This is a genomic window from Priestia sp. SB1 (genome assembly GCF_038898415.1).
Window position 1 is genome coordinate 288719 of the sequence record NZ_JBBJSS010000004.1, and the last position, 13562, is coordinate 302280.

12 protein-coding genes and 2 other annotated features are annotated in these 13562 nt (G+C 36.9%); of the genes, 2 read left to right on the top strand and 10 right to left on the bottom strand.

Translation table 11 applies throughout. The features are described 5' to 3' along the window. Nucleotides 1-41: 41 nt before the first annotated feature. The 8 genes from WKH56_RS16640 to WKH56_RS16675 all read right to left on the bottom strand — a co-directional run bounded on the left by WKH56_RS16640 (nt 42) and on the right by WKH56_RS16675 (nt 7708). On the bottom strand, nt 42-911 hold the full coding sequence (locus WKH56_RS16640; protein ID WP_048020869.1) for a GNAT family N-acetyltransferase: 870 nt from the start codon (nt 909-911) through the stop codon (nt 42-44). A 125-nt stretch (nt 912-1036) separates the two neighbouring features. Beyond that, nucleotides 1037-1825, bottom strand: coding sequence for an MBL fold metallo-hydrolase (locus WKH56_RS16645; RefSeq protein WP_048020870.1), 789 nt, complete (start codon nt 1823-1825; stop codon nt 1037-1039). A 184-nt stretch (nt 1826-2009) separates the two neighbouring features. Continuing rightward, nucleotides 2010-2345, bottom strand: a complete 336-nt coding sequence (locus tag WKH56_RS16650; protein WP_034266233.1) for an ArsR/SmtB family transcription factor — start codon at nt 2343-2345, stop codon at nt 2010-2012. Continuing rightward, on the bottom strand, nt 2346-2774 hold the full coding sequence (locus WKH56_RS16655; protein ID WP_063247983.1) for an SRPBCC family protein: 429 nt from the start codon (nt 2772-2774) through the stop codon (nt 2346-2348). A 188-nt stretch (nt 2775-2962) separates the two neighbouring features. Then, complete coding sequence (locus tag WKH56_RS16660; RefSeq protein ID WP_034266230.1) at nt 2963-3982, bottom strand: STAS domain-containing protein; 1020 nt, start codon at nt 3980-3982, stop codon at nt 2963-2965. A 200-nt stretch (nt 3983-4182) separates the two neighbouring features. Then, on the bottom strand, nt 4183-4347 hold the full coding sequence (locus tag WKH56_RS16665; RefSeq protein WP_165573448.1) for a hypothetical protein: 165 nt from the start codon (nt 4345-4347) through the stop codon (nt 4183-4185). 236 nt (nt 4348-4583) lie between these two features. Further along, nucleotides 4584-7250 carry an MMPL family transporter gene (locus tag WKH56_RS16670; RefSeq protein ID WP_063247984.1) on the bottom strand — a complete coding sequence of 889 codons (2667 nt, stop codon included), beginning with the start codon at nt 7248-7250 and terminating at the stop codon, nt 4584-4586. After that, entirely contained in the window at nt 7247-7708 is a 462-nt protein-coding gene (locus WKH56_RS16675; RefSeq protein ID WP_048020875.1) for a MarR family winged helix-turn-helix transcriptional regulator, read from the bottom strand. Before WKH56_RS16675 ends, WKH56_RS16670 begins: the two co-directional genes overlap by 4 nt. Nucleotides 7709-7963: 255 nt before the next feature. On the opposite strand from WKH56_RS16675, the gene WKH56_RS16680 reads away from it, so the two are divergent. Next, a complete protein-coding gene (locus WKH56_RS16680; protein WP_168760781.1) occupies nt 7964-9172 on the top strand; it encodes an MFS transporter in 1209 nt (402 codons plus the stop codon). Nucleotides 9173-9240: 68 nt separating this feature from the next. On the opposite strand, the gene WKH56_RS16685 is transcribed toward WKH56_RS16680, so the two are convergent. Then, a complete protein-coding gene (locus tag WKH56_RS16685) occupies nt 9241-10641 on the bottom strand; it encodes an amino acid permease (RefSeq protein WP_048020877.1) in 1401 nt (466 codons plus the stop codon). 389 nt (nt 10642-11030) lie between these two features. Here WKH56_RS16685 and WKH56_RS16690 point away from each other — a divergent pair, with 389 nt between their 5' ends. Continuing rightward, complete coding sequence (locus WKH56_RS16690; RefSeq protein WP_310884472.1) at nt 11031-11234, top strand: hypothetical protein; 204 nt, start codon at nt 11031-11033, stop codon at nt 11232-11234. A 171-nt stretch (nt 11235-11405) separates the two neighbouring features. Here the strand turns inward: WKH56_RS16690 and thrS are convergent, their stop codons facing one another. Continuing rightward, nucleotides 11406-12623: a threonine--tRNA ligase gene (gene thrS / locus WKH56_RS16695; protein WP_063247986.1), complete on the bottom strand. Its 1218-nt coding sequence runs from the start codon at nt 12621-12623 to the stop codon at nt 11406-11408. A gap of 53 nt (nt 12624-12676) precedes the next feature. Beyond that, nucleotides 12677-12905: a binding site (T-box leader), on the bottom strand. 39 nt (nt 12906-12944) lie between these two features. After that, nucleotides 12945-13171 (bottom strand) — a binding site (T-box leader). Nucleotides 13172-13562 lie beyond the last annotated feature (391 nt).

The following is a 13562-nucleotide window of genomic DNA, read 5'->3' on the forward strand; positions in this document are numbered from 1 at the left end:
TTTACACTTAATGTTCTCCGCCCTCATTGAACTTAACTCTTTTACAGTTTGAGGCGATAACTTATAAGAATATCTCTTGGTTCAAAACCAACTTTCATATATACTCGATTTGCTTGACTATTTGCTCTATCAACGGTTAGTTTAATTTCATTAATTTGTGGAAATGAAAACATCTCTGTTAAAACTTCCTTTAACAACCTCGTTCCTAGACCTTGACTCTGAGCATTTTTTGAAACACCGATATACTCCAATGAAGCCTCTCGCATTTCAGTATCGACTTCAAAGTACGCATAGCCTTGCAACTCATTAGACATATTTTTAAGTATCTTTAACATATTTCTATCGTTAAGTCTCTCAATAATTGTTTTTCCATCATAATAAGTATTTTGAAACATTGCGTTATGCAGCATTTCAAATGCTTGAAAATCACTATGTTTAAATGGCTCGCTTTTCATTTCAATAACTTTATCAAAATTTTGTTCTTTAATTTCTAAGATCAAGTGTTCACCAGTCTTTTTTGCTTTTATTTCATTCATAAATACTTGTTGCAGCTCATTTTCTTCATTGATAAAAAAATGAAATTTTTGAATCAAAGGATTTTCATTAACTAACTGTTTCCATAATTGAGATTGCAAATAAATAGAAGATGTTTTATTAAAAGGTCCCCACACTTCTGCTACCGTTTCTTCGATATCAAATCCAATAGCCGCTAAAATTTCTCCTGTCCTATTTCTAGCGATTAAAAATTTAATATCGCCCTCGTCACTAATAAAAGCTTCTTTTAATGTCTGGTAGATTTCTTCTTCTTTTTCACCACAATAACCAATATGTGATGTTTTCTGACTATTTGTTTCTGATAGAAATCGAGATAACTCACCGAGGTTATTTGCTTTTTCTATAATAGCATCCATAACACTATCCCCTTCTTTAACTCCAATTTAGTGTCGTGTTCGTTCCTACTTCAAGCTATCCCTGCTTATTAACCCCTTTTACCTTCCTAGTTTGAAATTATTATTCTATATAATATTAACTAATCTCAACACAAATAAGGTAATGAAATCTCGCGTCCGTCATAGGCAAAGCTTACGTTTTTATCTAAAAGCATCTCAGCGTGCTTTCTGATATCGATATCATGTGATAAATGAGTAAACACCATGTTTTTTGCCTGTAGCTTCACTTTAATCTCCATTGCCTCTGTCACATCATATACGGATCTTTTTTCTTTTTGAAGATATTCTTTCCAGAAAGATGTACCGAATATCAGTAAATCTAAGTGGTAAAAAGGCTTCCACTGTTCATTTGTCACATTAAAAGAATCGGATACATACGCCCAGCGTTCGCCTTGTTTTTGATGAACCACAATGCCGTAGGAATAACCGTTAAATCCGTGATTTACTTTATGAAACGTAATGGCCGTTTCTTCGCTTTCCCACTTTAACGTGCCATTAAAGGTAAGCCCTTTTCTTTTTGCGAGATAAGGAAATCTTTTGATTAACTCATTGATGACTTCAGGCGCTCCTACGACTTCTGTACTTACATTATTCCAGTAGCATAAGTCGGCTAAATCCCCTAAACCAGCAACATGATCATTGTGAGGATGAGTAATAAACACGGTAGAAGGGATTTTTTTGTTATTGTATAAATGAAATTGATGTTTAAAATCAGGTGATACATCAATCAAACACACGTTACCGTCCAGTGTGAACTGTGCACTAGGTCTTGTGCGCTGATTTAATGGATCTTTTTGCGTGCATACTTTACAGTCACATAATAATCGAGGCACTCCTTGAGCATCGCTCGTCCCATAAAATAAAAGCTTGTTCATTGCTCTGTTTCCCCCTTTTTTTCTTCTAAAGGTCTATCTTTTTATTTTAAGAAATGCCCTATGGTGTTCTGCATCTTTCTTTTATTTGTCCTTCTAGAATAAAACCAGCTTTTATGTAAAACAGCCAGTCTTTTTAACGACTGGCTTTGCTATATTCCTTATAAAAAACGTTTTTATGCTTTTTCTATTGCTTTCTTTCTTCGTCTCTTTCAACAATATGCTGAAGAATAGATAATTTGTTTGTCCAAAATTGTTCGTAGTAAGAAAGCCAATCTTTTATCTCTTTCAAAGGCTCTGGCTGAAGATGATACACTTTTTCTCTGCCTTTTTTTTGTCCATGGACTAGGTCTGCTTCTGAAAGTATATGAAGATGCTTGACAACAGCGGTACGGCTTATTGAAAAATGGGACGTTATTTCTGAAATAGGCAATTCTTTTTCAGAAAGCAGCTCAAGTACTTTTCTTCGAGTAGGATCAGCAATGGCTTGAAAGATATCATGCTTGGCAGCTGATGAAGTCATTTAGTTTTCAACAACCTTTCGAAGTTTTTCATTCACGAGACTAGTCCACCCGTAGCTCATTCTATCTCGTACCACTGAACTCTTTTCGTTTGCTTTTTCAAGAAGTGTTTCAGCTTCTTTCCAGCCGCTATGAATAAGCGTAAATTCAGTTTGATTACCCATTTCTTTTAAGGTAAACGAAACGACCCATCCATCTGTATCCCAAGAGAAAGAAAGATAGTTTGGTGCATCTATTTCTAATACTTTACACGGAGATGGTCCAAAAGGCGATTGCAAATGAAATTCATATCCTACCTGAGGCTGAAAATCATTAGGCATGAACCATTGTTGGAGCCCTTCTGCGGTTGCTACTTTATCCCAAACTTTTTGAATCGGCGCGTTAAATATTATCGTCTGTTTTACATCTTCTACTACACTTTTATCATTCATCGTTGTCTTCATTCTCCTTTTCCAAAAATAACACCAAAAGGTTTTATATAAAAATAATATAACACCTTTTGGTTTCATGTCAATTTTTCTTTCGAAAAATGAAATCCTTCAATACATCTCCGTTCTTTGATAAAGAAATTTGTTATGATGTTGAATGAGTGCATTTTGTTATATTTCAAATATATCTTTTAAACGATGCTTCGTCCGCTTTGTGCCAATGCATAGTGAATACCGTGCTGCAATGTTTGAAAACAATCATATTTTGATAAATCAATATGAGTCTTTGATATAACTAAGCCTAAGTCAGCAGAAATTCCTACTAAAATTGTTTTCGTACCAATCAGGGACGCTGCTGCACCTAATTTTTCAATAAGACTTGCCGTATATTCAGTAAGTTCTTTATCCAATCCGGTTAAATCCAGCACAAGATAATTAGCCTGATGTTTTGGGAGGTTATTTAATGTATTGACAATCAAATCTTCCGTTCGATCCTCGTCGTACTTGCCAATCAAAGGAACGACGACTATGCCTTCCAAAACCGGAATAATAGGAGAAGAAAGCTTTTTAATAAGATCTTTTAACTCTGCTGTTTTTTCTGCTACAATGTTTTGCAAATGTTCTATTTTCTGCGCTTCTTTTCTTCTCGCTAATTGATGAATATTTTGAGTGATATCAATGTTGGAAGGGAAGTATTCTACTGTGGTGCATTCATGCCCTTCTATTTGATGTTGAATCACCTTGTACCAAATGTTTGTTCCGAATAGTCCTGTGAAAATCCCTGCGTAATGGGCCGGAAGAAAATTTCCTCCCTTTGTTTTCTTTTGGGCCACGTTAATTTTATGTTCCCAACTGTCTTTTAATTCAGCAGATAGAGTTTTACTTTCAGGATCTAAATATTTTATAGTAGTTTTTCCCCATCCAGCCGAAGCGTATGTATTTGTAATTAACTCAGCCGCTTCAAAAACCGTTACGCCCTTCATGTTTTGAAAGTACTCTCCTACTACTAATCCTTGTCGAAAACCAGTAGTTTCCAGTACTACCGAAGCTGCCTCTTCTCCAGATATTTCTTCGATTGTGTCAAACAATGTTTTCATCGCCGAAGAAATCCAAAAAAGAATCGCATCTTCTCCTTCAAAGCTAAATTTTCCTTTTTCTAAATCCCAAGCAAAACTAAGACCACCTATATCAATATTCTTTTTTTCACCCATGCCGGAATCTCCTTTTTATATAGTCTCTCTACTATAGTGGTTTTTACGTAAAAGTGAGTATGAATTACCTTGGATGCTGCTTTTTTTAATCTTATCATTATTAGCTCTAAAGGAACAATTCTTTTCAACCTACTGAGCTTGTAATAGTGGTGAAATAAAAAAAGCTTCTATTTTATGAAGAAGCTTTTCGGCTGAATTATTTAGTTTTCCTCATTCCCCTGACAGCTCGGACATTCATAAACGTGCACAAAATAAAGCCCAACATGGTGAAAACGTTTTCCTAAGCAGTCTGGACATGTGCCTGCTTCACGCATTTGTTCGCGTCGTTTTTCTCGCTGATTAGCTAAAAGATTTACAAATTTCATTAAAAAGACCTCCGCATGTTTTTGACTATAGGTTTTCCTAGTAGGAAGCCTTTTATTCGACCCGGTATATTTATCACAGCGCCTTCTTAAGTTTACTTTTAATCATGCTCAAGTTTTCTAATAGCACAAAAAAAGGATAGATAAAGCAGTCTCATGACGCTCATCTATCCTTCATTTTTACTCTATCTAATGCTTAACGTTATATCTGATTGGTGATAAAATCCAGCATATATAAGTTATTCTTCTACTTTGTATTTTTCTTTTTTTCGAAGAAACGGCCACCAGTTTCCTTCTCCAAGCGTCACGACAATCGCTGGCATAAGAAGCGGAAGAATAACAAGACCATAAAGTAAAAGACCGATGATAACAACTGTTGCTACATGAACAAGCGTTAATACACCTGATGGCATCATAGCCCCAAACGTTCCGGCTAGGATAATAGCGGCAGTAATAATAACCGAACCCATCTTACTCATAGACGTAACCATGCCTTCTGCTACGCCGCTTTTCACTTCTTCGTTAAAACGGTCTAACAAGAAAATAGAATAGTCAATTCCAAGAGCAACTAAAATAACAAAACTAAAGAATGGCACGGCCCAGCTGATTCCGTCATTCCCCATTATATCAACGAATAGAAGCTCTGAGATTCCCATTGCTGTATAATACGTAAGCAACAGTGAAGCAATCATGTATACAGGCATGATCATTGAACGGAATAAAATGGTCAGCACAATAAACAGTCCAATCATCATAACAACCATTGTGCGTGAAAGATCCGTTGTGGATAAATCTTTTAAATCTGCATTCGAGCTCGATACGCCTCCGTACACAATTTCTGTATGCTCAAACGGCGTATCAACGACTTCGCTTGCCACCGCTTTTTCAATATTTTTTACGGTTGAAATGGCTTCTTCAGAATATGGATTTTGATCAAGCACTACGCTGAGCTTAACTCCTTTTCCATCTGCAAAAGAATAGTTGTCGATGGATTGTTTAAACCCTTTATCTTTCATCACTTCTGTTGGAAGATAAATACCCGTATCTCTAACTGTTGAGCTGTCACTCATGTTATCAAGCATACCTGTTGCTTTTGTTAAGCCATCTGAGATCTTCGTCAGTCCGTCATTCGCACTGTTAACGCCTTTTGCTAACTGGTTGATACTGTCTGATAACGTTCCAACTTGACCTTGCTGAGCTGAAAGATTCTCATTTGCTTGTTGAAGACCGGTTTGAATGGTAGTAAGCTGTTTGCTGATTGCTGCAAGCTGAGGAACCGCTTGCTGCACATTTCCTGTTGTAGAGAGCTGAGTGCTGACAAGCTGCAGCTGTTGATTAACTTGAGCTAATCCGTCTGCGGCAGGTGCAAGTGACCCGCCAGATTCTTTAGAAGCAGAACCCGTTTGGTCAGCTATTTGATTTAGCCCTTTTTCAATATCACTTAATCCTTTTTGTACATCTCCGATTCCTTTAACAGCATCTTTGATTCCGTCTGATACAGAGCCCAGCTGTGAATTAACATATAAATCATCAATCTTTTCTCCGGTAGGCTGTGTGATTGTCATAACAGAATCCACGTGATCCACTTTTTCAATTGCTTTGCTTATATTTCCTAAATACGGAATAACATCCGCCTTTGTTAACTCTTTATCTCCTTTAATGATAACATTGACAGGAAATGCTTTTCCTTCTCCCAGTGCGTCACTGATAGCATTTAGTCCTTTTATAGATTTATAATCACTGCTTATTTCAGCAGTAGAATCAAACGATACTTTTGAGTCATACGTTACAATAAAAGGCACGGTAATAATCGCTGTAATGACTAAAAATACGAACGGTCGCGCTACTGCCTTTCTTCCTAAAAATCCCCACAGCTTATTATCGCTATGAGAAGCCACTTTTTTAGACGGCCAAAATAATTTTTCTCCAAGCGTAACCATAAAAAGTGGCAGCAGAGTAAATAAAATCACTAGCAGCACACCAACTCCCACTGCTACGCCAACGGCCGATTGGAAAATAGCAAACTTGGCAAATCCGATGGCTGCAAAACCAATAAATACGGCAATTCCGCTGATAAATAGCGTTCTTCCTGCTGTACGGTAAGCCGTGATCGTGGCTTCTACTTTATCATGTCCGTTAGCCAATTCTTCACGGAAACGGTTAAGTAAAAGAATGCAGTAATCCGTACCTATTCCAAACAAAATAGCTACTAAGAACGTTTGCGTGAACGTTGAGATTGGAAAATCGACATTTTTAACTAAAATACCTAGTAACGATTGACTGATTAAGTATGTGATTCCCACAATTAAAATAGGAATAAACGGCGTCACGACTGAACGGAAAACGAGTAGAAGCAAACCTAAAATCAAGAAGATAGTAATAAACTCGGTTTTCTTTAACCCTTCTTCTGAACTGTGTGCAAAATCCTGATTAATAAGAGATGCACCTGTTACATATACCGTAGTGTCTTTTGGCACGCTATCATAAATCTGATTCGCTATTTTTTCAACTTTTTCATCCGATCCACTGACAGTAACCGGAACTAAAACGGTTTTTTTGTCTTTAGACATTAATTGATTACGAACATCTTGATCATCTGTTAAAGGCGTTGTAACATCTTTTATACCTTTAATTTTCTCTGTCTTATCAATGATTTTCTGTATTTGTTTCTCACTATCTTTATCTAATGCGTTATCTAGCTTGATCACCATGCTGATGGTGTTACTGTCTTCCCCGGCATTTTTGAGAATTTGGCTGGCTCTAGATGAAACGGCATCATCAGGAAGCTGAGACTGTCCTTTTTCACTTGCGAGCTTTGTTAAATTTGGTGCCGTTAGCATCAATATAACTGTTAAAGCTAAAATGAAGGCCGCAATCACCCATTTAAATTTCACAATAAATTTCATTCTTTGCTTTCCCCTTTTGTAGTTAACTTTTCTTTTGCCATCGTAAGAATTTCAATAAATGTATCTATTTTTTCTTCTTCTACATCATCAAACAAATTCTCAATGATACTAAAACACGCGGCATTTCCGTCATTTATTACCTTTTCGCCTTCAGCCGTAATCCTAATAAGCTTAGAACGTTTATCGCTCTCTAGTTCATTAGTGTCCCACTCCACAAGCCCTTTTTCGAGCAGTTTTTTGATTCGATTCGAAATGGCACTTTTATGAACACCTTGCAAGACTGCAAGACTGCCAGGTGAAGACGGACCTTTAATCATTAAACTATTTAACAAATCAAACTGCTGCCTAGAGACATGTTCGAAGAGGTTATGGCTTATCTCTCTGTGAATGACTTCTGTTCCTACAAACAGCACTTCTTCAAAAAGTTCTACAGCTTGATATAACTTGCTTTTCGTCACTTCTTTCTCTCCTTTGCGCATTTAGTTTATAGGTATAAACTATCCCACTTTAAAAATAGTTTATAGGACTAAACTTTATTCTGTCAATAAATTTATGTCTGACTGTCTTCATATATGATAAAGATAAATGGAATTCGAAAAGATACCGCTTACATCAGCTTTTTTGGTTGTCAAAGCTCAATCACTTAAGTATTATTAGTAATTGACTTCTTTTCAAGGAGATATAAATTTTATACACAGAAAGGGTGAACACACATGGATACAATGCATGCTAATGAGCAGGTCAGTAAGAAAGATTCCTTTCCAATTGCTCTCATCTCGTTAACTCTTGGAGCTTTTGCTATCGGAATGACAGAATTTGTTATTATGGGGATACTGCCTAACGTTGCAGAAGATCTTCATGTTAGCATTTCGACTGCTGGTCAGCTCATTACAGGCTATGCTTTAGGAGTAGCAATCGGCGCGCCAATTTTAACTATTTTTACTCATCGACTTCCTCAAAAGCTTCTGCTTTGTTTACTCATGCTTTTATTTATTCTCGGAAATGCAATTGCTATTATTGCACCCAACTATGGAATTTTAATGGGAGCTCGTTTAGTTACGGCATTATGTCACGGTACGTTCTTTGGAGTAGGCGCTGTTATTGCTTCACGGCTCGTACAACCGCATAAGCGAGCAAGTGCTGTCGCAACGATGATGGCAGGTTTAACTATTGCAAATATCATCGGCGTTCCTGTAGGAACATTTATTGGTCAACACTTAGGTTGGAGAGCTTCGTTTGGAGCTATCACGATTATGGGGATTATTGCATTTATCGGTATTATTCTGTTTATCCCAAAGCTTGGTCAAGACAAATTAACAGGTCTAAAACAGCAGTTTGCTGCTTTTACCCAACCAAAACTTCTTGTAATGCTTCTTTTAAGCGCAATAGGATGCGGTAGTTTATTTACTGTGTTTACGTACATTACACCGCTTCTTGAAGACGTTACGGGAGTAAGTGAACACAGCGTTACGTGGATACTTGTATTATACGGATGCGGTGTTACGCTTGGAAACGTTGTTGGAGGCAAGCTTGCAGACTGGAAGCTAATGCCTTCGGTTGTAGGTATATTTGCTTTTCTTTGTATTGTGCTGACTATTTTTACGTTTACTGTTAAAAGCCCAGCAGCAGCTATTATCACGCTGTTTTTCTGGGGAGCAGCAGCTTTTGCTGTAATGCCTGGTATTCAAGTGAAAATTATGAACTTAGCACAGGAAGCACCTGCTTTAGCTTCTACTTCGAATCACTCATTTGCTAACTTGGGAAATGCTTTTGGCGCCTTTTTCGGAGGCGTAATTATTAACCATATGGGACTTACTTCACTTCCTTGGGTTGGCGCTATTTTTGTAGGAACGGCTTTTGTTATTAGCACTTGTCTGTTTATTGTGGAAACACGCAAAAAACATAGTGAACAATCTTCCTAACTGTCTAACAACTGAACAAAAAGCAAAAAAAAGAGCCTTTCTTGGATGAAAGGCTCTTTTTTTTGCTTCTAACTCGCTTTTTTCATTTCTTTACTTGTTAATCGACTGTGTTTACGAGAATAACCTATATACACAAATATACCAAGCACAATCCATATGCTAAAATATAGCCATGTTGTTTTAGGAAGATTAATCATTAAAAATAAACAAGATAATACAGATAAAATTGGTAAAACCGGGACAAACGGCATTGTAAATCCACGTTTTAAAGTCGGGTGCGTTTTGCGTAAGATGATAATGCTGACGCCCACCATACCGAAAGTTAAAAGTGCTCCGATATTTGCTAAATTCGCAAGTTCTTTTAAATCGATAAATCCTGAAATTAACGCTCCGATAATTCCTACTAGCCAAGTGGAGAGAGTCGGAACTCCCGTTTTCTCATTTGTTTTAGCAAATGCTTTTGGCAGCAAGCCGTCGCGGCTCATTGAGAATAAAATTCGTGTTGCTGCATAAATGTAGGCGAAAATAACAGCCATGATTCCAATGACAGCTCCTGCAGCAATAACTCCTGCCACTGCATTTTGTCCTACTGAATGAAGAACATAAGCCATTGCTTCTGGAACGTTCAGTTCTTTGTACGAAACAACTCCAGTCATAACAAGGCATACCGCTACATAAATAATCGTGCAGATCACGAGTGAACTAATAATTCCAATTGGCAAATTGCGCTGCGGGTTCTTTACTTCTTCTGCTGATGTAGATAAAGCATCAAAACCTAAGAAAGCAAAAAATACGGCCGCTCCCCCTGTCACAACCCCTTCAATTCCATAAGGCATAAAAGGAGTCCAATTAGACGGCTTCACATAAAAAGCCCCTACAATAATAAAGAGAAGGATAATAAATAATTTAACAAGTACCATAAAATTATTCACTTTTTTACTTTCTTTAGTTCCCCTTGAAAGCAGCCATGTAATAAGAAGGGTAATACAAATAGCAGGAAGGTTCACCAGGCCTCCGTTTGCAGGGATCGTAATCAATTCTTTTGGGAGTGAAAAACCAAAGCCTTCTAAAAAATTATTAAAATAAGAAGACCATCCATTTGCTACTGCTGACATCGTTAATAAATAGACGGAAAGCAATGTCCATCCCATTAAGTGTGCTACCACTTCGCCGATGGTTGCATATGTATAGGTGTAAACGCTCCCAGATACAGGTATAGTTGAAGCAAATTCCGCATAGCACAGCGCTGCAAAACCGCATACAATAGAAGCCAGTATAAAAGAAAAAATAACGGCTGGCCCCGCATCGTTAGCAGCTACTAAGCCTGTTAAAACTAAAACCCCCGTTCCTATTACGGCTCCAATACCAAGAAGAGTCAAATCGAATGCCCCTAATGTTTTGACTAGAGATTTGTTTTGACTTTGTTCTAATAATTGCTCGATTGACTTCTTTTTAAATAGTTTTCCCATTGCACTCTCTCCTCTCTGTTGCCACTCATCCATTAAAAAACTTAAAAATGACGTCTTTTCCTATTTGACTACGCGTTTTTACTTCAGATACAGAAGTAATTATATAGAAATAATTACTAACTTGTCTATTAGTATACTAATATCATTATATATATTTCAAGAGTTTTTGTAAGCGATTTCTTACTCTCTCTCTATTTTGTCTTTATCAACTAAATAAAGAAATCATCGTTGTGATTATGTATAATAAGTTTGAATAAAATTAATATTCTAAAAAATAAATAGATTCATTTCCAGATAGTTTTTTTCGCTACCTATCTTCAAATATAAATTCCTGACATAGGGATTATTTACAGAACGATGAATGTTTTACCTCAACGGGTGTTATAATGATGAAAACTGAAGCGTATGAAGGGCGGAGAGAGATGCTTAACTTACTTATTGGCTGTATTTTACTAGCATTAGGAGTGTACTTTATGTTTAAATTTCTTTTTTATTCTCCTTCTAAAAAGAAGCGAGGTCAGCAACCTATGAACAAATTGTCAAATGAAGATTCAGCTTTCCCCCGTACAAACGATTCGAATGGAACAAGATAATTTTTTTCATAAAATACCGGCGTTTGTCTAAGGCAAAAGTTATACTGCTGATATATATTATCTTATACCCTTCTAGTTCAATATTCCCTTCATTTTGGTGTAAGACAAGATGAAGGGAATCACTATCCGACTAAAAAAATCGGATTTTTCTATTTAGCAAGGTAAATGGCTTCAATAAACTCTGTTTGAATCCATTTCTTTATTCAAGTGTACAGCTGCCTCTTCAACACTTACTGTTCCAATGTTTTTCTTCCCGTGCTTTCGCATAGCAAGCGATTTATTTTCTACTTCTTTATCTCCTATTACGGCCATATAAGGAACTTTGAGCATTTCGGCTCCTCTAATTTTCAGACCTATTTTTTCAATACGATCATCCACTTCAACACGATACCCTTGTGACTCCAGCTCGTGTTTCACCTTGTACGCATATTCCACATGCGGCGGTGCAATAGGCAAAAGCTTAAATTGAACAGGAGCCAGCCAAAGAGGAAATTGACCTTCATAATGTTCAATCAAGATGGCCATAAATCGTTCAACGGAACCGTATATAGCGCGGTGAATCATTACGGGACGGTGCGGTTTATTGTCCTCTCCAATATACATACAGTCAAACTTCTCTGGCATTAAGAAATCAAGCTGAACTGTTCCGCACTGCCAGCTGCGGCCTAGGGAATCTAAAATATGAAAATCGATTTTCGGCCCGTAAAAAGCTCCGTCTCCTTCATTTACCTGATAGTTTAAGCCTTTTTCATTTAGCACCGATTGAAGCGACTTTTCTGCTTGATTCCATGTTTCAATATCTCCCATAAATTTTTCAGGACGTGTGGATAGCTCCACTTTGTAATCAAAGCCAAAATGTGAATAAAAGTCATGGATAAACGCTAGAATGCGGCTAATCTCAGCTTCAATCTGATTAAGTTCTACGAATAAATGCGCATCGTCCTGTGTGAATGACCGGACTCTTAGCAGTCCGTTTAAAGAGCCCGAAAGCTCGTGACGGTGAACCAATCCAAGTTCTGCGTATCGAATCGGAAGTTCTCGGTAGCTTCTTCGCTTGCTGTTAAACAATAAAATGGCTCCCGGACAATTCATCGGTTTAATCGCATAGTTTTGTTTGTCAACATTTGAAAAATACATATTTTCATGATAGTGCTCCCAATGCCCTGATTGTTCCCATAGCTCCTGTTTCATCATGATGGGAGTTTTTATCTCTTGATAGCCTGCTTTGTAATGCTTTTGTTTCCAGTAGTTTTCTAACTCATTTCGAACAATCATTCCGTTAGGTAAGAAAAACGGCATACCAGGAGCTTCTTCCATCGACATAAACAGCTCCAGTTCTTGACCTAATTTTTGATGATTTCGTTTTTCTGCTTCCATTTGTTTTGACATGTTCATTCCTCCAATATGTTTTTATTCAACAAAAAAACCGCACTCATCCCTAGTAAAGGGACGAATGCGGCCGTGGTACCACCCTAATTCCGTAAAATACCTATACGTATTTTACGCTTAAAAAGATAACGGTTTTACCGGTTGCAGTTTCAGTGTATACACATTCCCCGCCGCAGCTCCAAGGTGGTAAATTCATTTCGTTTTCTAAGGGTTCTCAGCCAGTGACCCTACTCTCTGTAAAGAAAATCCAAAAATGATTCATGTCCTTTTCAATGCTTGTATATTCATTTTTTCTACATAAAAAACCGCACTCATCCCTAGTGAAGGGACGAATGCGGTCGTGGTACCACCCTAATTCCGTAAAATACCTGTATGCATTTTACGCTCAAAAAAGATAACGGTTTTACCGATTGCAGTTTCAGTTATGCACATTCCCTGCAATAGCTCTAAGGTGGTAAATTAGATGATTTCTTAAGGGCTCCCAGCCGCTGACCCTATTCTCTGCGAAGAAAACGGCACCTAATTCATGTCCTTTTCATTGCCAAATAATGTTTGTTAGTTGTTAAAAGTGATTATAGTGTATAAATTTTACAGAAGTCAAGAAATAATTTTTATTTTTTAATATTATAGAATTAATTTATGCTTAAATTTCCGAAAAGTTACTTAGGAATATATGGGCTTAAAAAGTTTTTTATTATAATATTAACACCTGCATTTTATTTTGTTTTTACCTTTATTGTGTAAAAATAAAGGCAAAAAAGAAAGATATTACAAGCACTTATTTGCTTTATCTAAGTATTATTAACGAATTAAAATCCAGTACTGCTCAAATCACAATAAGTAACATAGCACAAGTATCATCAGTTTTTTTATTTATATACTAAAATATTAAATATACCTTTTTCTACTTACACCAATATTAGGCTTGAACTCGTCGAA

Bases quoted from the DNA above. Each gene is read 5' to 3' on its own strand.
- WKH56_RS16640 (WP_048020869.1), bottom strand. From the start codon at position 911: ATGGATGCTATTATAGAAAAAGCAAATAACCTCGGTGAGTTATCTCGA.
- WKH56_RS16645 (WP_048020870.1), bottom strand. From the start codon at position 1,825: ATGAACAAGCTTTTATTTTATGGGACGAGCGATGCTCAAGGAGTGCCT.
- WKH56_RS16650 (WP_034266233.1), bottom strand. From the start codon at position 2,345: ATGACTTCATCAGCTGCCAAGCATGATATCTTTCAAGCCATTGCTGAT.
- WKH56_RS16655 (WP_063247983.1), bottom strand. From the start codon at position 2,774: ATGAATGATAAAAGTGTAGTAGAAGATGTAAAACAGACGATAATATTT.
- WKH56_RS16660 (WP_034266230.1), bottom strand. From the start codon at position 3,982: ATGGGTGAAAAAAAGAATATTGATATAGGTGGTCTTAGTTTTGCTTGG.
- WKH56_RS16665 (WP_165573448.1), bottom strand. From the start codon at position 4,347: ATGAAATTTGTAAATCTTTTAGCTAATCAGCGAGAAAAACGACGCGAA.
- WKH56_RS16670 (WP_063247984.1), bottom strand. From the start codon at position 7,250: ATGAAATTTATTGTGAAATTTAAATGGGTGATTGCGGCCTTCATTTTA.
- WKH56_RS16680 (WP_168760781.1), top strand. From the start codon at position 7,964: ATGGATACAATGCATGCTAATGAGCAGGTCAGTAAGAAAGATTCCTTT.
- WKH56_RS16685 (WP_048020877.1), bottom strand. From the start codon at position 10,641: ATGGGAAAACTATTTAAAAAGAAGTCAATCGAGCAATTATTAGAACAA.
- WKH56_RS16690 (WP_310884472.1), top strand. From the start codon at position 11,031: ATGAAAACTGAAGCGTATGAAGGGCGGAGAGAGATGCTTAACTTACTT.
- thrS (WP_063247986.1), bottom strand. From the start codon at position 12,623: ATGTCAAAACAAATGGAAGCAGAAAAACGAAATCATCAAAAATTAGGT.